This is a genomic window from Saccharopolyspora erythraea NRRL 2338, assembly GCF_000062885.1.
Lineage (GTDB): Bacteria > Actinomycetota > Actinomycetes > Mycobacteriales > Pseudonocardiaceae > Saccharopolyspora_D > Saccharopolyspora_D erythraea.
Genome location: NC_009142.1, coordinates 3,715,778 through 3,733,635 on the forward strand (window position 1 = coordinate 3,715,778; position 17,858 = coordinate 3,733,635).

Here is a 17,858-nt window from a genome sequence, read left to right on the forward strand (position 1 = left end):
GCCCTGGACGTCGCCGGACTCGGGACGAAATGCCCGGGAAGCCGACCCGGCGAGCGGGCAGGGTGGGCGTCGGGGCCGCGCCCGCCGGGCGGCCCCGACGGTGTTCGCCGAGGCTGGGAGACCTGATGGGCGTGATCACGACCAAGGACGGCACCGAGATCTTCTACAAGGACTGGGGTTCGGGGCGTCCCGTCGTCTTCAGCCACGGCTGGCCCCTCAGCGCCGACGCCTGGGACGACCAGATGGTGCTGGTGGCCTCGCGCGGCTTCCGGGCCATCGCCCACGACCGCAGGGGGCACGGGCGCTCGGAGCAGCCGTGGAGCGGCAACGACATGGACACCTACGCCGACGACCTGGCGGCGCTGCTCGACGTGCTCGCCCTGGAGAACGCGGTGCTGGTCGGCCACTCGACCGGCGGCGGCGAGGTGACCCGCTACATCGGCCGCCACGGCACCGCCCGCGTGGCCGGGGCGGTGCTGCTGAGCGCGGTCCCGCCGCTGATGCTGCGCACCGAGCACAACCCCGGCGGCCTGCCGATCGATGTCTTCGACGAGATGCGCACGGGCGTCGCCGCCGACCGGTCGCAGTTCTACCGCGACCTCAGCGAACCGTTCTACGGCGCGAACCGGCCCGGCTCGGCGGTCTCGCAGGGCCTGCGCGAGGCGTTCTGGCTGATGAGCATGCAGGTCGGGCTCAACGCCGCGCTGGAGTGCATCAGGGCGTTCTCCGAGACCGACTTCACCGACGACCTGCGCAGGATCGACGTCCCGACGCTGATCTTGCACGGCGACGACGACCAGATCGTGCCCATCGACGCCTCCGCGCGGAAGTCGGCCGAACTGGTCCGCGGCGCGACCCTGAAGGTCTACCCCGGCGCCTCGCACGGGCTCGCCGCCACGCCGGAGTACAAGGACGCGTTCAACTCCGACCTGCTGGAGTTCATCTCCTTCTAGTGTCGTGAGTCGTTAATTCGTTGGCAGTAGGCTGCGAGGGTTTGGAAGATTTCGTCGGCGGTCTTGGTCCAGACGAAGGGTGTGGGGTCGGCGTTCCAGGATTCGATCCAGGCGCGGACGTCTGCTTCGAGTTCGGTGACGCTGCGGTGGGCGGATCGGCGGAGTTTGCGGTTGGTCAGCTCGGCGAACCACCGTTCGACGAGGTTGAGCCAGGAGGCGCTCGTGGGGGTGAAGTGCACGTGGAAGCGCGGGTGGCGCAACAACCATTTCTTGATCACGGGTGTCTTGTGCGTCGCGTAGTTATCACAGATCAGGTGCAAGTCCAGTTCGGCGGGAGTGTTCTTGTCGATGGTCTTCAGGAATTTCAGGAACTCCTGATGGCGGTGCCGCCGGTAGTGCTGGCTGATGATGGATCCGGTGGCCACGTCCAGGGCGGCGAACAGGCTGGTGGTGCCGTGCCGGACATAGTCGTGGGTCATGCGCGCCGGGGTGGTGGGCATGACCGGCAGGATCGGCGCGGTGCGATCCAGAGCCTGTATCTGGGATTTCTCATCGACGCAGAGGACCAGGGCGTTTTCCGGTGGGTCCAGGTAGAGGCCGACGACGTCTCGGACCTTTTCCACGAACAGCGGATCGGTGCTGAGCTTCCAGGTCTGCACCAGGTGCGGCTTGAGCTCAAAAGCCCGCCAGATCCGGGAAATCGCCGTCTGCGACATCCCGACCGCGTTCGCCATCGAACGAGTCGACCAATGCGAGTCCTCGTTCGGCGGCGCCTCCTCCAGTGTCTTGGCGATCACGGTTTCGACCTGTTGGTCAGTGATCGTGCGCGGGGCACCCGGCCGGGGCTCGTCCGACAATCCCTCCAGGCGATCAGCGACAAAGCGGCGGCGCCACTTCGTCACCGTCGGAGGGGAAATCTGCAACTGCCGCGAGACGTCCATGTTGGACACTCCCTCGGCGCAGGCGAGCACGATCCGTGCCCGCAACGCCAACGCCTGCGCGGTTTTCGGGCGACGCGCCCACCTCTGAAGCGTCTCCCGTTCAGCGTCCGTCAACGCCAAATCGGGCAAACGCGGACCTCTACGACCCATCACCAAAACATACAACAAACTTCCAACTCAGGACACTAGGGCCGGTATCGCTGGGGTCGGCATCGCGCTGGTGCTCGCCGCCGGCCGCTGTGGACGGCTCCTCAGCCACGGCGTCCTGAGGCTGCTCCGGAGCGGGCCACGGGCGAGTGACACGGCGGCGGCGGTGCAACCGATCCGCGCGGTCGGTGTTCTCCTGGAACATGGGTGACATGCCAGCCGAGCCGGACGACTCCGGCGAGGTCCTCGCCGCGCTCGCCGACGACCTGGACGAGGGCTTCGCCGTGCTCGTGCGCGCCTACTCGCGGACGGTGTACTCGGTCGCGTACCGGCTGTGCGGCCGGGACACCGACGCCGAGGACCTCGCGGCCGAGTCGCTGCTGCGCGCGTACCGGTCGCTGCGCGGCTACGACCGCGACCGCATCCTGCGGTTGTCGCTGCGCTCGTGGCTGGTCACGATCGTGCTCAACGCGTGGCGCAACCTCCTGCGCGACGCGGGCAGACGGCCGGGGCAGGTGCCGATGGCCGAGCTCCCGGAGCGGTCGGTCGCAGGCCCCAGCGTCGAGGAGCAGGTGGAACGCCTGGAGACCCGCGACGAGCTGGGCGCGCTGGTGGCGCGGCTGCCGGAGAGCCAGCGGATCGCGGTCGTGCTGCGCCACGTCGTGGGCATGCCGATCGCGGAGGTGGCCGCGGCGATGGACTGCCCGGAGGGGACGGCGAAGTCGCACGTCTCACGGGGTCTGCGGCGCATCCGCGAGGACTACACCGCCGCCGCGCGTCCCGCGGCGGCGGCCGGAGGGAGGAGTACCCGATGAGGGTCAACAGGCACAGTTCACTGGAGGCGGCGCTGGCCGATCTCCTCGACGAGCCGCCCAGGCCGCTCGCGGACCGGATCTTCGCCGAGTGGACGCGGGCGCGCAGCCGGTTCGGGCCGGTCGACGTGGCGTTCAACCGCCACGGCGTCATGTTCGTCCGCACCGCGGAGTCCGAGCAGGACGACGCTGAGTTCCGGGAGGCGTTCCGGCAGGTGTTCGAACAGCCGTTGCGGCGCGCCGAGCGCGAGCCCACCGGGATGCTCACGGCTCTGCGCCGCAACCGGACCAGGTCGATCCAGGTCGACCTGCGGCACCTGCCGGACTTCGACCAGGAGGTGCTGCGGGCGACCCGGCTCATCCCGGCGGGCCAGACCCGTCCGAGCGCCTGGGTGGCCCGGGAGGTCGGCCGCCCAGAGCGGGCACCCGCGGTGGACGTGGTGCTGGCGCGCAACCCGGTCCCGGTCGTCGTCCCGTGCCACCGCGTGACCCGCGGCGAGAGCGGCGAGCACGTGTTCGGCGCGCGGGCACAGGAACGCATGCTGCGGTCGGAGGAGGTCAACCTCGACGAGGTCCGGGAGCTCGCCGAGTCCGGCGTCCACTACCTCGGCAGCGACACCACCAACATCGTGTGCTTCCCGACCTGCCACAACGCCAGGCGGATCAGCGCCGCCCACCGGCGCGGCTTCGGTACCGTCGAGGCGGCCGAAAAGGCCGGGTACCGGCCGTGCAGGCACTGCCGTCCGGTCGAGATGGCATCGTGACCGGCGCGGAGGTCGGCAAGGTGGTCGAGCTGCTGCGCGAGCTGGAGGCGACCCTGGTCAACATCGGGCACGGGCGGGACGCGGGCTCGGCCGAGCGGGCGGCCCGGTTCGTCCGCGCGTGGAGCGCGGCGGGCGGCGAGATCGGCGCGGTCGTGTCGTGGCCCGCCCGCGCCGCTTCCTGGCTGAAGCCGGCGTGCCGGCTGGTCGCCGGAGGGCCGGATGCCTGGGTGGTGGCCGACGAGCCGACCGGCTGGACCGGATTCGGCCGCAGACTGGCGGCCGTCGGTGGCTGGCGGCCGGACCGCACGGTCGCCTTCGCCGGGCTCGCCGATCCGCTCCTGCCGGCAGCGGTCGGAGCCGCGGCCACCGACGGTATGAGAGGGGCCGCATCGGACGGTTCGGGCTGGATGTTCGCCGACGGCCGACTCATCTCCCGAGGTACCGGGGGAGGGACGGTGACGCCATGGAGATGATTCCCCGGCCGCGCACCGAACTGGCACCGGGCGCGGTCCACGTACCGGACTGGCTGGATCCAGGACAGCAGCGGATGCTCGTCCGGGCCTGCCGGGAATGGGCGACCGGCCCCGCAGGCATGCGGGCCGCCCGCATGCCCAACGGGGCCGTCATGTCCGCGCGGACCGTCTGCCTGGGCTGGCACTGGTATCCGTACCGGTACTCGCGGACGCTCGACGACCAGGACGGCTCGCCGGTCAAGCCGTTCCCGTCCTGGCTCGGAGATCTCGGCAGGCGAGCGGTCGCCGACGCCTACGGTGACGACTTCGACGCGGCGGACTACCGACCCGACGTCGCGCTGATCAACTACTACGACGACTCGGCGCGGATGGGGCTGCACCAGGACAAGGACGAGCGCGCGCCGGATCCGGTGGTCTCGCTCAGCCTGGGCGACACAGGCATGTTCCGCCTCGGCAACACCGAGAACCGCAACCGGCCGTGGACCGACGTCGAGCTCTGCTCGGGAGACCTGCTGGTGTTCGGCGGCCCCTCGCGGATGGCCTACCACGGCGTGCTGCGAATCCTGCCCGGTACCCGCGAGCCGGACATCGGGCTCGACCGCGGCAGGCTGAACATCACGATGCGGGTGTCCGGTTTGGACTGACGGTCTTGTCGGCGGTCCCGCGCGAAGATCCGCATCGCTCTGGCCAAACTCGCCGCGTCAACTTCCCCAGAACTGCAACCGGTTCCGCTCATCGGTGTTCTTCATGGTGTGGGCGCGATGCTCACCTCCGCCGCCACAACGGCGGAGAAATTCCACAGGAGTACACGATGGATCTGAACCTCTCCGGCCGGGTCGCGGTGGTGACCGGCGCTTCCAAGGGCATCGGACTCGCGGTGACCCGCACGCTGCTGGCCGAGGGCGCCCGCGTGGTGGCCACCTCCCGGAAACCTTCCCAGGAGCTCGACGAACTCGCCGGTCCCGACCTGGTGCACTTCCCCGCCGACCTGATGGACCCGGAGGCACCGGCCGCGCTCATCGCGCACGCGGTGGAGGTCTTCGGAGGACTCGACATCCTGGTCAACAACGCGGGCGGCCCGCCTCCGGGCGTCACCCTGCCCAGGGGCTCGTTCATGGACGCGACCGACGAGCAGTGGCGGATGATGTTCGAGCTCAACCTCTTCTCGGTGGTCCGCGCGATCAGGGCGGCGATTCCGGCGATGCTGGCGCGGGGCGGTGGCTCGATCGTCAACGTCTCCTCCGGCAACGCGCGCCAGCCGTCCCCGATCAACGTCGACTACGGCGCCGCCAAGGCGGGTGTGAACAACCTGACCAAGGTGCTGGCGGGCGAGTACGGCCCGCAGGGCCTCCGCGTGAACACGGTCTCGCCGGGGCCGGTGCGCACTCCCTTGTGGACCGAAGAGGGCGGTGTCGCCGACCTGATCGCCGCGCAGGCGGGAATCGACCGCGAGAGCGTCCTGTCCTCGGTCGTGCCGGAGATGATGAAGCTGGCCACCGGGCGGCTCGCCGATCCGCAGGAGGTAGCCGACGCGGTGGTGCTGCTCGCCTCGCCCCGCTCGGGCAGCACCACAGGTGCCGACTTAGCCGTCGATTCGGGCTTCCTCAAAGAGGTGTGAGGTCACCTCGGAGGCTCGCGAGCGCACGACAGAAGGCTGATCGGGGGCAGGGAGAGAGGAGCGTGAAGAACGACGGGCGGGTGAAGACGCTCGGATCCTGTCGACGCAGCCGCTGGGAGCTGGGCAGGGCAGTGGTGGCACGGGCAAAACGCCGTGTGATGGGTGCCATGTCGGGCACCCATCACGCGGACCCCCAGTGATCAATCGACGTGATGCGCGTCAGCCGGTCCTGACGTGACGTGTGTCAGCCATTTCCTGACGCGATGTCCGTCAGTCGCTTCCTGACGCGGTATTCGTCAGCGGGTTCCTGATGTGATGTGCGTCAGCCGGTTCCTGATGCGAGTTGGGTCAGTTGGTCCCTGGCACAGCGGAGGTCAGAGACCAACTGACGTGGCTTGCCTCGGATCAGTCGACGTGGTGGCCGTTGAGGTCGCGGCCTGTGGGTTGGAACGGCGTCTCCACGGGGTCGCCGTGTGGCCGGACGACGTGTCCGTTCTCCGCCTCGTCCTGTTGGGCACCGTTGCCCGCATGGGAACCACCGCCGCCCGCGGACACGGTGTCGCCGGCGGGGTCCGTCCCGTCGGGGTCCACAGTGGAGTCCGGCCCGGAGTCCCGGTCAGTGTCGGGAGTGGCAGGGGAGGGGTGGTCGAACCGGCGCCGGATCTCCGCGGCCTCCTCGGGCTTGCCCGCCGTATCGACGAGCTTGGCGAACCGGTTCGCCAGCAGCGCGCCGCGGTCGCTGTCCGGATCGAGGTCCAGCGCCGTCATCAGGTCGGCCAGCAGGTCGGTGGTGTTGCGGTGCTCGGCCTCCGGGAAGTGCACCGTGAAGTCGGAGAACGCGCCGTCGGGGAAGGCGTGGTAGCCGTTGCCGCTCGCGGAACCGGTACTGGAGCCCGAACCGGCACCGGACCCGAATCCGGCACCGGAGCCTGAAGCGGCGTCCGCCGCGTACTGCTCGGACGCCAGCCTCAGGTACAGGTCGGGGACGTCGGTGCCGGTCGCGGCAGCGGAAAGCTTCGCCAGCGGCCCGATCAGCTTGACCGCCTGCTCCACCTGCGTCTCGTTGTTGGCCAGCCACCACACCAGGGCGCTGCCCGGGTTCTTGAGCACGTCGTCGCTGAGGTACGTGCGCTTGTTGCGCTCGTGGTTGCGCTCGTGCTCCCACACCTCCTCGTCCTTGCGGACGTCGGAGAGCTTGCGCAGGCGCCGCAGGTCGGCCTCCGACAGCGTCAGCGCGACGTTGTTGGCCATGCTCTCGACCCGACCGGTCTCGTCGCGCAGCACGGTACCCAGCACCGCGTTGAGCTTGTGCTGCACGACGGTCCGCCGCTCCGGCGTGCCCTGGGCGGTGATGTCCCTGGCCCGGCTGAGGACCGAGTCGATGGCCAGCCCGCCCGGGTTGGCGTGCGGTATGCCCGGTGGGTTCGGCACCGGTCGCCACCAGACCGTGGCGGAGAACAGGAAGTCGTAGTCGGCGACCGAGCTGGGCAGCGCCACCTCGGTCACGTCCTCCTGCTGGTACGGCAGCGGCGCCGGCTGCTCGACCGGTGCGGGATGCTCGGTGACGGTGTCCAGCTCCCGCTGCATCCGGCGCTGGTTGTTCTGGTCGATGAGCTTCCTGGCGACGAGGTACGGAATCGTCAGCAGCGCCAGGGTGATCAGCGCCCACAGCCAGCCGTTCATCCCCGTGCCGACGGCGATGCCGGTCGGGACCAGCACGCAGGCCGCGGTGATGAACGCGACCAGGACCTTGTTCTCGGAGTTCATCGTTGCATCTCCTGACTGCCTTCGGTGGTTGACTCGTCTGCTTCGAAGCCCTGCGCGCGGTCGATCCGGCGCAGCAGCGAGTCGCGCGTCGCCGCACGCGCCGGGTCCTCGTGCGCCCAGTCGCGGGCCGTCACGTAGAGACCGCCGAGCGCGTCGCCGTCGTCGCGGGAGGCCTCCACGAGGATGTCGAGCGGGCGCGCGTCGGAGACGGAGGAGTCCAGCCAGGCCCGCGCGCCGTCGCCCCACACGTCCCTGCCTCGGCCGGACAGCACCGAACCCCAGCCCTTCACGAGCTGCGCCCGCACTGTCGTGTCGCCGAGCAGCCGCCGGTCCGCCCGCATCCGATCGGTGAACGGCGGGGAAGCCACCAGCTCCAGGAACAGACCGGCATCGGTGCCGTTCCAGTGCGGCGAAGCCTGTTCGCCGGCGAGACGGTCGAGCAGGCGGCGCAGCTGCCGCCGGTCCCGCTCGACCAGTCCGAGGAGCGCATCGCGCGCCGCCGCACGCACGACCCCGCGCCCGCGCCTGGCGAGATGGTGCAGGCGGACCAGCGCCTGGTCCGGATGGTCCGGCGCGAGCACATCCGCGCAGACCTGGACCACCACGAGCGCGAGGTCCTGCGGCAGGCTCTGATCGCGGGACCAGCTGTAGATCTGGCTCCGGAAGTGCCCGCCGTGCTCCTCGTGCCGCAGCCCCAGCGTCAGCGCCTCGGCGGCCAGCGGCAGGTGCGGGGAAGGACGCCCGCTCTCGGTCCGCTCCGCCCAGCGCTCGACCAGGTGCACCAGGTCGTCGGGTCGCCCCACCCGCAGGGCGTGCGCGGCGAAGCGCGGCACCAGGGCGCCGCGGTCGGCCTCGCCGAGCAGCCGCAGTCGCACCAGCTTGTCGATCCACGTCCGGTACGACAGCCGCAGATCCGGGAAGTTGTTCCAGAAGTGGGTGAGCACCGCCTCGTCGTAGGCCAGCGTGTCGAAGCGGACGCGCTGGTCGCGGTCCACGCCGACGCCGATGTCGGTCAGCCGTTCGGCCAGGTCGGCCTGCTCCAGCGCCGGGGTGCCGTCCGGCGTGTGCCCCACGACGGAGAGCAGCAGCGTGGCGGCGTGGAAGACCGCGTCCGAGCGGCAGCCGGTGAGCATCGCGGTCGACAGCAGCAGGGCACGCGACCAGGCGTCGCGCTTGTCCCTGACCCGCGCCGCGACTTCCGCACCGCGCTCCTTGCGGGCGTTGATGGCCTGGGTGAGCCAGGAGGAGAATCCGCCGCCGCGGTCGGCTTCGGAAGCGAGCCGGGTGAGCCTCGACAGCTCCCGCAGCTCGCGCATCGCCGCCGAGGCGAGGTAGTCGGCGAGCTCGGGCATGCCGAGATCGCCTTCGCGGAAGTCGATGCCGTCTGCTCGCAGGTGCTGCTTGAGCACCCGCGACCCGTTCGGCCGCCCGATACCGACGACGAGGTCGCCGAACTCGTCGCGCAACAGGTGCTCGTGGTGGCGGGGAAGCACGGCCACCAGCCGCGCCTCGTGCTGCTCCAGCGCCGCCCGCACCGAGCCGAGTTCCGGTTGGACCGAACGGAAGCGGGCCTCGTCGGTGGCCGCCAGGTCGAGCAGGTACCGGCCGCCTGCGGCGATCTGGGCGGACAGCGAGATCTCCGGATCGTCGTGCAGCTCCTCGAACCTGCCGCCGTCGGGCCCCAGGTCGTGCAGCAGCATCTTCGCCGCGGCCCGTCGTCCGGTGCCGGGATCACCGGTCAGCAGCACCATGCCCGGTCGGGTCAGCCGTTCGGTCGCCGCACCGAAGTCGCGGGGCGGGACGAACCGCTGGGCCAGCCGGCGCAGATCGTCCTCCGCCACCAGCATCAGGTCCCTGCCCTGCCTTGTCAGGCGGCCGGACTCGCGGTCCAGGTAGTAGTTGATGTGGTTGGTCTGGTCACCGCTGCCGGCGGTGACCGGCCCGGTCGCGGTTTCGATCCACGTCGTCATCGCCGGTCCTCGCCGCCGTCGCCGAAGCGCTGGCGGATCCTGCCCTTGTTGTTCGCGACGTGGTTGACGCCGTCGCCCGACGAGTGCGTGGAGTTGTTGTACTGGTTGCCGCTACCGGTGTGCAACGGTCCGTCCGCCCTGTCGATGTAGGTGCCGATGTTCCCGGCGACGTTGCCGATCCCGCCGCTCTGGTTGTTGTGGTAGACGTCGGCCTGCACCACCCAGCCGGTCACGTTGCCCACGCTGTTGTAGGTGTTGCCCGCCGCGGCCGGCTTCGGTGCCTCCTTGCCGCTCCTGTCGACCAGACCGGGAACCAGCTCCGAGAGCTTCGCGGCGATCTGCGCCAGGTCCGCTTCGGAGTTGCGCAGGTCCAGCCGCCGGTACTGGCAGTCGGCGAGCTCGGCCAGCGCGGGCGGCAGGTCGGCCCTGGCCAGCCTTTCGGTCGTCCTCCCGACCAGGACGGGCACCACGCGGATGCCCCGGTCGAACGCTTCGAGGATCTCCCGGCGCGTCCAGTCGGACTCGTCGTCCAGCGCGTTGCGGCCGTCGGCGCCGCGCGCGGTGAGCCAGCGGGGACCGATGACCACCAGCAGCACCCGGCACTGGCGCACGGCGGCGACGAGCCGCTCGGTGAAGTCCTCGCCGGGCTCGATCGACTTGCTGGCGCGGAAGATCCGTTCGCTGCCGAAACGCAGGGACAGGTCCTGGTCGATGAGAGCGGCTGCGGACTCGTCGTCACCGGTGCGGTAGTTGATGAAGACGTCGTGCACGGCGGTGTTCTCCTTCTGGTGCCGGGAAAGGTGCTCTCTGGTGTCGCGGGGGGGGGAGCTCGCGCTCAGGCGGTGGGCGCGGTGGGGTCGTGCAGTGCGGCGGTCAGCCGCGGGTAGAGCTCGCGGACCGCCGGGTGGGTGTGGAAGCGGGCCAGGGTGCGGGCCAGCCGGCGCAGATCGGTCAGCACCGTCGCGGAGCTGACGACCTCGACCGAGCCGAGCAGGTGCGCGGTCAGCTCGCAGGCGTGGTCGATCTCGCCCGCACCGGCGTGGGAGAGCGCGCGGCGGACGCCGTAGCGGGCGTGGCTGCGCAGCGCGTGCGCGGGCAGCCGGGCGATCTCGCGGTCCATGATCTCGGCCGCCTCGCGCGGGCGGCCGAGGTCGTGCAGGCACCACCCGGTCACCATCGCCACCGGGTCGGTGAGGTTCACCGTGCCGAGCACCGGGGCCTCCGACTCCCGCGCGTCGCGGGCCAGCAATTCGCGGGCGCGGTCCAGGCTGCGCAGGCACCGGTCGTAGTCACCGGCCAGGGCGTGGCCCTGCGCTTCGCGCTGCGCGGCCAGCCCGTGGATGCGCGGTGGTGCCGTGGTGTTCTGCGCCTGCCGGGCCAGCCCGACGGTGTGCGCGGCGTCCTCCCGGTACAGCGTCACCAGCGCGCGCCGGACCAGCGAGTAGGTGGCCAGGTCGTGGTCGTCGCCGGCCGCGGCCAGCTCCACCGCGCGGTCGGTCCACCACAGGGCTGCGCGGTCGTCCCCGGACTCCTGGGCCATCCACCCCGCGTACTCGGCGTAGCGGGCGGTCAGCGCCAGCAGCGGGCCGCGTGTGCGGGAGCCGGCGTTGGACGACAGGCCGCGCAGCGTGTGCGTCTGCGCGATCAGCGTCGGCAGCACCACACCGGGGCTCGCGGTCTGGCCGAGCCGGCGCAGCTGGCCGAACAGCTCGCGGAAGGTCTCCAGCGGCGCCGGCTGGGCGGCCGTCGCGGCCATACCGCGCCCGCCCAGGCCGAAGCCGAGCATCGAGGCCGCGCCCGCGGCCAACGCCTGCCTGCGGTCCATCGGCCGGAACCGGCTCGTCCCGTCATCGCTCAGGTTCAACATCCACACCTCGCCGTCGTCGCCCGTCTCGGGCAGCCGCACTCCGGAGGCGGGCGCGGGGACCAGCGCGGCGAGCGCGCCCCCGGCGTCGAGGGCGGCGTCGCAACGGCGGGCCAGGTCGGGCTGGGCGGGTTTGAGGCCGGTTTCGACCTTGCTGAGGTAGCCCTTGCTGTAGTGCACCCGCCGGGCCAGTTCCGACAGCGCCATGCCGGCGGCGATGCGCAGCCTCCGGAGTTCTGCTCCGAACAGTGTCGGCCGGTCGGACACTCGAACCTCCGGGTTTCCCGTCTCCTGCTGGGTGGGCGCGCGGGCAACGCCTGGCTGCCGGGCGCGGTGGCGGACAAGCTGGGCGGTGGATGCGGAACGTGCGTACCAGGTTACGGAAGGGAGTCAATCCCTTGATCCGCAGGGAGACCGGAATGATCAGGAAGATCCGCACGCCGGGCGTTTCGCTGCGCGTGCTGCTCACGGTGGGGTTCACGCTGGTGCAGGCATGGGCGGTGGTCGCGGCGGCGGGACTGGCCAGACCGGAGGAGGGCGCCGTCGTCGCCCTGGTGCTCGTGCTCGCCGCCGCGCTCATCGCCGTCCTAGACGCCTGGAGGGATCTGGGCGCCTACCTCCGCAACGCAGGCCGCCTGCCGGTGGATTGTGGCGAAACCGGCGGCCGTGATGGGGGTGGATGAGGGTGTTTCCCGTTTCCCGTCGGGGCGTCGACGGGAAACGGGCGGCAAAAGCAGGAGCGCCGGACCCGCGGGTCCGGCGCTCCCGTCAACCGTCCTCAGTGGACCTTGCGCAGTGCTTGCCGCACGTCGGCCCACAGGTCTTCGGGGTGTTCGATGCCCACGGCGATGCGCACGGTCCCCGGCCCGATGCCGACCGCTTCCAGCTGCCGCTCGTCGAGCTGGCGGTGCGAAGTGCCGGCGGGGTGGGAGACGAGCGTCTTGACGTCGCCGAGCGACACGGCGGCGAGCGCCAGTCGCAGCGCGTCGCTGAAAACCCGCCCCGCTTCCCGGCCGCCCGCGAGGTCGAGGCCGAGGACACCGCCCCCGGCGCCGCCGTCGAGCAACCGGACCGCGAGTTCCCGGTCGGGGTGGGACTCCAGGCTCGGGTGGTGCACCGCGGTGACGGCCGGATCGGCGGACAGGCGTTCGGCCAGCAGCTTCGCGTTGTCGCACTGCCGCTGGACGCGCAACGACAGCGTCCGCAGTCCGCGCAGCGCCAGCCACGCCGGGATCGGCGCCGCCGTGGCGCCGAGCTGGCAGGAGTAGTCGCGGATCCGCCGGTGGCGCTCGCGGTCGGCGAAGACCGCGATCCCGCCGAGGGTGTCGCCGTGCCCGCCGATGTACTTGGTGGTGGAGTGCACGACGACGTCGGCGCCGTGCTCGATCGGCCTGCACAGCACCGGGGTCGCGAAGGTGTTGTCCACGACCGACATCACCCCGTGCTCCCGCGCGACCGCGAAAAGCCCCGGCAGGTCGGCGATCCTGGTGGTGGGATTGCCGATCGTCTCCAGGTAGAGCAGCTTGGTGTTGGGCCGCAGCGCGGCCCGCATCTCCTCGACGTCGTGCCCGGACGCGTGCGTCACCTCGACGCCCCACCGCTGGGCGAGGTCGGCCAGCAGCGCCAGCGTCGCGCCGTAGAGGCCGCGCTGGGCGATGACGTGGTCGCCGGAGGAGAGCGAGCCCAGCAGCACGGTGCTGATCGCACCCATGCCCGATGCCGCGGCCAGCGCCGCCGCACCGCCTTCCAGTCCGGCGACGGCCTTCTCCAGCGCGTCGACCGTGGGATTGCCGTACCGGTTGTAGACGAAGGCCTCCGGCTCGCCCCTGAAGGCGGCGTCCTGCGCCTCGGGGTCGTCGAAGGCGAAGATGTGGTTCTGGTAGATCGGGACACCGAGCGGGCGGCTTGCCCCGTCCGGTCGGGGGATCGGGGTGTGAACGGCGCGGGTGTCGAGGTGGAACTCGCTCATGCGCTCATCCTGCGCAACACCTCACGGGCCGGCCATGGCCAATTCGGCACTGGTGGCCCGCGCGAGCTCGGTGCCGCTGCCCGCGCGAGCCCTGCTCACCCCTGCGCGGCGTCGGCGTCGTAGCCGACCGGCTCCCAGCGCTTGACCAGCAGTGCGGCCAGGCCCATCGCCGGTGCCAGCGCGATGACCCAGAAGACGCCGGTGGCCAGCGCGCTGCTCAGCACCGGGAAGAAGAACAGCGACAGCGTCGCACCGACGCGCACCACGCCCTGGTTGAAGCCGATTCCCGTGCCGCGCATGGAAGTCGGGTAGCTCAGCGAGGCGAAGCTCATGAAGTGCGCACCAGGACCCGACGCCTGGGCGAACATGAACGCCCCGAGCATGAACAGCGCGGCCAGCACCCAGGCGGTCTCCGACGGCTTGCCGATGAGGGCGAGCGCGACGAGCGCGACGAACTGCGTGGCGAACCCGGCCACCGTCATCGGCCACGCGCCCGCGCTGTTGGCCAGGCGGATGCCCAGCAGGCCGCCGGTCACGGCGAAGACGAGGTTCAGCACCAGCGACGCGCTGATGGTGTTGAGCGCTCCCTGGCCGAGCAGGCTCGCGATGATGATCGGCAGGCCGTAGGCGATCGCGTTGTAGCCGAAGGTCTGGCCCAGCCCGATGACCATCGCCTGCAGCGTCCGGGAGCGGTAGCGGCGGTGGAACAGGCGCGCGAAGTCGCGCAGGCCCCCGGCCTGCCGCGTGCGCGGTGCCTTCGCCTCGGCGTCGTCGGCCACCACCGCGTTCACGCCGTAGGAGCGGCGCAGGATGTGCGCGGCGCGCTCCAGGTCGCCCTGATCGGCGGCCCACGACGGGGACTCGTTCATGTACTTCTTGCGCACCAGCAGGATCACGACCGCCGGCACCGCGCCGAACCCGACGGTGAACCGCCACAGCAGGTCGTGGTGGGCGTCGGGCAGCAGGAAGTACAGCGCCATGATCACCACGTAGCAGGCGCTGGTGGCCACGTACCAGGCAGGCGACCACGCCGCCGTGCGCGAGCCCTTGCTGCCCCGGCCGCGCAACCGGGAGAACTCGGCGAGGAACGCCATGGCGACCGGGATGTCCATGCCGACGCCGAAGCCCATCAGGAACCGGAAGAAGACCAGCACCTCGGCGTTGGGCGCCACCGCGCAGCCGAGCGCGGAGACCACGAAGAACAGCATGTCGGCCATGAACACCCGGTACCGGCCGAGCCGGTCCACCAGGTAGCCGCCGAGCCAGGCACCGAAGATGGCCCCGACGCTGATCGACGCCGTCACCGCGCCGGCGCCGGCCGGGCCGAGCTGGAACTGCTCCCGGATGTCGGTGATGCCGTAGGCCAGCGAGGTCAGATCGTAGGCGTCCAGGAAGATGCCGCCCAGCGCGAGCAGCACGATCATCCGGGCGTGGCTGCCGCGCGCGGCGCCGGAGTTGACCAGTTCGGTGACGTCGCGGGCCGAGCGGATGAGCACCGGCTCGCGCTCGGTGACCGGCTGGGCGGACACGGGCGACTCCTGGGATGTCGGGTGGGACACGCCGGACGGTCCACATAGGTCCGGTCCGGGCGAGCGGCCTGTTCCGCCGCCGCGAAAGGACATTACCTCCGCGGAGCACCCCGTCCACATGGTGAAACCGTGGTCATCGTGTCCAGTGAGGACGGTCACTTGGATGCCGCGCTGCGTGATCGATCGGTCGCTCTTGGTGCGGGGCGGGCAATCCGTGGCGAGGATCAGACCGGTTCGCGCTCTACCAGTCCGGCCTCGTGGGCGATCAGCGCCGCCTGGACGCGGTTGTGAACCTGCACGCTGCGCAGGATCGTGTCCACGAAGACCTCGACGGTGCCTTCCACGACGTGCATCCGCCGGGCGATTTGGGCGTCGGTCAGTCCGCGGCCGAGGAGCGCGAGGATCTCGCGTTCGCGCGGGGTCAGACCGACGATCAGCTCGCGCGCCCGGGTCGTGTTCGCCGCCGGGCTCCCGGCGGCTCCGAGCTGCTCGACGATCCAGCGGGCGATCTCGGGTGTGAGCGCCACACCGCCCCCGGCGGCCGACCGCACGCCCTCCGCCGGCTCCCCGTTCTCCGCGGACTTGAGCAGGAACCCGGAGGCGCCGGCGGTGAGCGAGCACGGGATGTGGGACTCCTCGCGCAGCTCGGTCAGCAGGAGCACGCGCGTGCCGGCCATGGTCCGTCCGAGCTCGTCGGCGACCGCGATGCCGTCCACGCCCGGCATGGCGATGTCGATCAGGGCGACGTCGGGCCGGTGCGTACGCGCGAGCTCGAGCGCCTCGTGGCCGCCGGCCGCCTCGGCCACCACCTCGATGCCGGGGTCGGCCTCGAGCGCGGTGCGCACGCCGGCCCTGGCCAGCGGTTCGTCGTCGGCCACCAGTACTCGGATCATCGGGCTCTCTTCGGTCCTTCGGGGAGTTCTCGGCTCACGGCGGGCCGGACCCGGTCGTCCGGCGGCCTCTTCGGGCACCAGCCGCACGCCCGCGGAACGCACAACCGGAACAACAGCGCTTCAGGGCGCCGCGCGCTCGGCCGGCAGTGCCGGCACACCGCGCTTCCGGGGCCCTGGAAGCATACGTTCCGGAGCGAAGGGGAGTCGGCACGGGTGCGAGCGCGGCTGAACGCAGCACATGCGCGCTGCGCCGGGTGTCGGAGGGTTCCGCCGCCGTCTGGTGCTGGATCCACGAGCCGGAAAGCGTGTTGCTTCGTAGCACTGGACCAGTCGGTGGCATTCGGGGTAGCCGGTACGCCTCCTTCCAAAGGCCCCGAACTCAGGGATTGGTGGAGCGGATCACCGCCACCGGACACGGTGCGTGGTGCAGGGCGCCCGCCGCCACCGACCCCAGCAGCAGACCGGTGAACCCGCCGCGCCCGCGGTGTCCGACGACCAGGAGCCGGGCGTCGGCCGCGGCCTCCCGCAGCGCGGCGACCGGGTGCTCGTTGGTGGCGATCCTGCGAACCGGTACGTCCGGGTACGTCGACGCCCACCCGGAGAGCTGCTCGGCGAGGTGGCGCTCGGCGTCGGCGCGCAGCTCGTCGCGATCGGGGTGCGGGAACGGGCCGGGGTGAAAGTAGGCGTCGGGCAGCGCCTGCACGGCCACCAGATCGGTGCGGCACCGCGACGCCGCCTCGAAGGCGAAGTCCAGCGCGGTCCGGCTTCCCCGCGAGTTGTCGACGCCCACGACGACCGGGCCCGTGGTGCCGTGACCGCGCACCACGACGACCGGGCAGGCGCCGTGCATGGCCACCGAGGCGCTCACCGAGCCCAGCAGGGCCTCGACGAAGCCGCCGTGCCCGCGCGAGCCGACCACGAGCAGCTCGGCCATCGCACTGCGGCGCACCAGCTCGTCGATGGGGTGGCCCTGGGTGGTCTCCTCGGCGAGCTGCACGCCCGGCACCTGCTCCCGGCACGCCGAAGCCGCCTCGGCCAGCGCTTTCGCGGCCTGCTCGGCGCGCCCCGGATCGTCGTTGACCAGCAGCAGGCGCAGCGGGATGCCGCGCAGGTCTGCCTCCCGGGCCGCCCACAGCGCCGCATCGGTGGACGGCGCCGACCCGTCGACGCCCGCGACCACGGGCAACCTCGATCGCGTCATGGCAGGCTCCTCCCGTCATCGCCGTCCCGTGCTGCGCTCGTCGCGGACCACGGCCACCGGGCAGGTGGCGTGGTGCAGCACGCCCATCGCGACCGAGCCGGTCAGCAGACCCGGGAACCCGCCGAGACCGCGGTGGCCGACGACGAGCAGGAGCGCTTCGCGGGCGGTCTCGGTCAGTTCGGCGACCGGGTGGCCGCGCACGGCCAGCTCGCGCACCGCGACGTCGGGGTGGTCACCGCGCCGGCCCGCGAGCTGTTCGGAGAGGCTGCGTTCGGCGCTCTCCCGCGCGGCGGCCTCCCGGTCCAGCGACGAAGCACCCCGCTCGGCCCGCCACACCTGGGCGGCGACGAGGTCCACCCCGTGCACCGAGGCGGTCTCGAAGGCGAAGCCGAGCGCCTGCCTGCTGTGCGGAGAGCTGTCGACGCCGACGACCACCGGCCCCCGGGGGTGCTGTTCGCGTACCACCACGACCGGGCAGTGGGCGTGCCCGGCGACCTTCGTGCTGACCGAGCCGAGCAGGACCCCGGCCAGCGCGCCCCGGCCGCGCGAGCCCACCACGACCAGCCGCGCGAGCGCCGAGATCCGGACCAGCTGGGTGGCGGGGTTGCCCAGCTCGGTCATGTTCGCGACCTCCAGCCCGGGGTGCGTCTCGCGGCACATCTCGCCGATCTCGCGCGCGGTCTGCTTGGCGAGGTGGTTCAGCTGCGGATCGGGGTTGACGGCCAGCACGTGCAGGGGGGCGTGGCGCAACGCCGCCTCACCGGCCGCCCACCGCGCCGCGGCGACCGAGCGCCGGGAGCCGTCCACTCCGACGACCACTGGTCCATCCGGCATCATCGGCTTTCCCCCTGGAGGCCGACGCAGGTTCCACCGCGCCGCGCGGCACCGCCCTATCCAGGATGACCGGGCGGTCCCGGTGTCAAACGTCGTGGCCGCCGTCACGTGCGGTGGGGGCCA

General features: G+C 71.6%; 17 protein-coding genes. 7 read left to right on the forward strand and 10 right to left on the reverse strand.

The window, feature by feature from the left end:
- The first annotated feature begins 125 nt into the window (after positions 1-125).
- Positions 126-953, forward strand: a complete 828-nt coding sequence (locus tag SACE_RS16320; protein WP_009946205.1) for an alpha/beta fold hydrolase — start codon at positions 126-128, stop codon at positions 951-953.
- Here SACE_RS16320 and SACE_RS16325 read toward each other — a convergent pair.
- Positions 950-2,044 carry an IS630 family transposase gene (locus tag SACE_RS16325; RefSeq protein ID WP_011873748.1) on the reverse strand — a complete coding sequence of 365 codons (1,095 nt, stop codon included), beginning with the start codon at positions 2,042-2,044 and terminating at the stop codon, positions 950-952. The two genes, SACE_RS16320 and SACE_RS16325, sit on opposite strands and share 4 nt — an antisense overlap.
- A 209-nt stretch (positions 2,045-2,253) precedes the next feature.
- Here SACE_RS16325 and SACE_RS16330 point away from each other — a divergent pair, with 209 nt between their 5' ends.
- The 5 genes from SACE_RS16330 (at position 2,254) to SACE_RS16350 (ending at position 5,708) form a co-directional block, all read left to right on the forward strand.
- A complete protein-coding gene (locus tag SACE_RS16330; protein ID WP_009949619.1) occupies positions 2,254-2,856 on the forward strand; it encodes an RNA polymerase sigma factor in 603 nt (200 codons plus the stop codon).
- Positions 2,853-3,617 (forward strand): methylated-DNA--[protein]-cysteine S-methyltransferase, encoded by a 765-nt coding sequence (locus SACE_RS16335; RefSeq protein WP_009949618.1) that lies wholly within the window; start codon positions 2,853-2,855, stop codon positions 3,615-3,617. The genes SACE_RS16330 and SACE_RS16335 overlap by 4 nt, the downstream gene beginning before the upstream one ends.
- Positions 3,614-4,090 carry a type 1 periplasmic-binding domain-containing protein gene (locus SACE_RS16340; protein WP_009949617.1) on the forward strand — a complete coding sequence of 159 codons (477 nt, stop codon included), beginning with the start codon at positions 3,614-3,616 and terminating at the stop codon, positions 4,088-4,090. Before SACE_RS16335 ends, SACE_RS16340 begins: the two co-directional genes overlap by 4 nt.
- Positions 4,081-4,734: an alpha-ketoglutarate-dependent dioxygenase AlkB family protein gene (locus SACE_RS16345; protein ID WP_009949616.1), complete on the forward strand. Its 654-nt coding sequence runs from the start codon at positions 4,081-4,083 to the stop codon at positions 4,732-4,734. The genes SACE_RS16340 and SACE_RS16345 overlap by 10 nt, the downstream gene beginning before the upstream one ends.
- Positions 4,735-4,901: 167 nt before the next feature.
- Positions 4,902-5,708 carry an SDR family NAD(P)-dependent oxidoreductase gene (locus tag SACE_RS16350; protein ID WP_009949614.1) on the forward strand — a complete coding sequence of 269 codons (807 nt, stop codon included), beginning with the start codon at positions 4,902-4,904 and terminating at the stop codon, positions 5,706-5,708.
- Between the two features lie 405 nt (positions 5,709-6,113).
- Here SACE_RS16350 and SACE_RS35870 read toward each other — a convergent pair whose 3' ends face one another.
- The 4 genes from SACE_RS35870 to SACE_RS16370 all read right to left on the reverse strand — a co-directional run bounded on the left by SACE_RS35870 (position 6,114) and on the right by SACE_RS16370 (position 11,576).
- Entirely contained in the window at positions 6,114-7,475 is a 1,362-nt protein-coding gene (locus SACE_RS35870) for a hypothetical protein (protein WP_011874014.1), read from the reverse strand.
- The gene (locus SACE_RS16360; RefSeq protein ID WP_011874015.1) at positions 7,472-9,445 is read right to left on the reverse strand and encodes a P-loop NTPase family protein; all 1,974 of its coding nucleotides are present in this window, start codon (positions 9,443-9,445) and stop codon (positions 7,472-7,474) included. The genes SACE_RS35870 and SACE_RS16360 overlap by 4 nt, the downstream gene beginning before the upstream one ends.
- Complete coding sequence (locus tag SACE_RS16365) at positions 9,442-10,215, reverse strand: toll/interleukin-1 receptor domain-containing protein (protein ID WP_009949612.1); 774 nt, start codon at positions 10,213-10,215, stop codon at positions 9,442-9,444. The genes SACE_RS16360 and SACE_RS16365 overlap by 4 nt, the downstream gene beginning before the upstream one ends.
- A 65-nt stretch (positions 10,216-10,280) precedes the next feature.
- Positions 10,281-11,576, reverse strand: a complete 1,296-nt coding sequence (locus tag SACE_RS16370) for a helix-turn-helix domain-containing protein (protein WP_009949611.1) — start codon at positions 11,574-11,576, stop codon at positions 10,281-10,283.
- Positions 11,577-11,728: 152 nt separating this feature from the next.
- On the opposite strand from SACE_RS16370, the gene SACE_RS16375 reads away from it, so the two are divergent.
- The gene (locus tag SACE_RS16375) at positions 11,729-11,992 is read left to right on the forward strand and encodes a hypothetical protein (protein ID WP_021342092.1); all 264 of its coding nucleotides are present in this window, start codon (positions 11,729-11,731) and stop codon (positions 11,990-11,992) included.
- A 95-nt stretch (positions 11,993-12,087) separates the two neighbouring features.
- On the opposite strand, the gene SACE_RS16380 is transcribed toward SACE_RS16375, so the two are convergent.
- The 5 genes from SACE_RS16380 to SACE_RS16400 all read right to left on the reverse strand — a co-directional run bounded on the left by SACE_RS16380 (position 12,088) and on the right by SACE_RS16400 (position 17,738).
- The gene (locus SACE_RS16380) at positions 12,088-13,278 is read right to left on the reverse strand and encodes a trans-sulfuration enzyme family protein (protein WP_009949609.1); all 1,191 of its coding nucleotides are present in this window, start codon (positions 13,276-13,278) and stop codon (positions 12,088-12,090) included.
- Positions 13,279-13,373: 95 nt separating this feature from the next.
- Positions 13,374-14,807: an MFS transporter gene (locus SACE_RS16385; protein ID WP_009949608.1), complete on the reverse strand. Its 1,434-nt coding sequence runs from the start codon at positions 14,805-14,807 to the stop codon at positions 13,374-13,376.
- A gap of 224 nt (positions 14,808-15,031) precedes the next feature.
- The gene (locus SACE_RS16390) at positions 15,032-15,700 is read right to left on the reverse strand and encodes a response regulator (RefSeq protein WP_009949607.1); all 669 of its coding nucleotides are present in this window, start codon (positions 15,698-15,700) and stop codon (positions 15,032-15,034) included.
- A gap of 379 nt (positions 15,701-16,079) precedes the next feature.
- Positions 16,080-16,901: a universal stress protein gene (locus SACE_RS16395; RefSeq protein WP_011874016.1), complete on the reverse strand. Its 822-nt coding sequence runs from the start codon at positions 16,899-16,901 to the stop codon at positions 16,080-16,082.
- Between the two features lie 15 nt (positions 16,902-16,916).
- Positions 16,917-17,738: a universal stress protein gene (locus tag SACE_RS16400; protein WP_011874017.1), complete on the reverse strand. Its 822-nt coding sequence runs from the start codon at positions 17,736-17,738 to the stop codon at positions 16,917-16,919.
- Between the last annotated feature and the right edge of the window lie 120 nt (positions 17,739-17,858).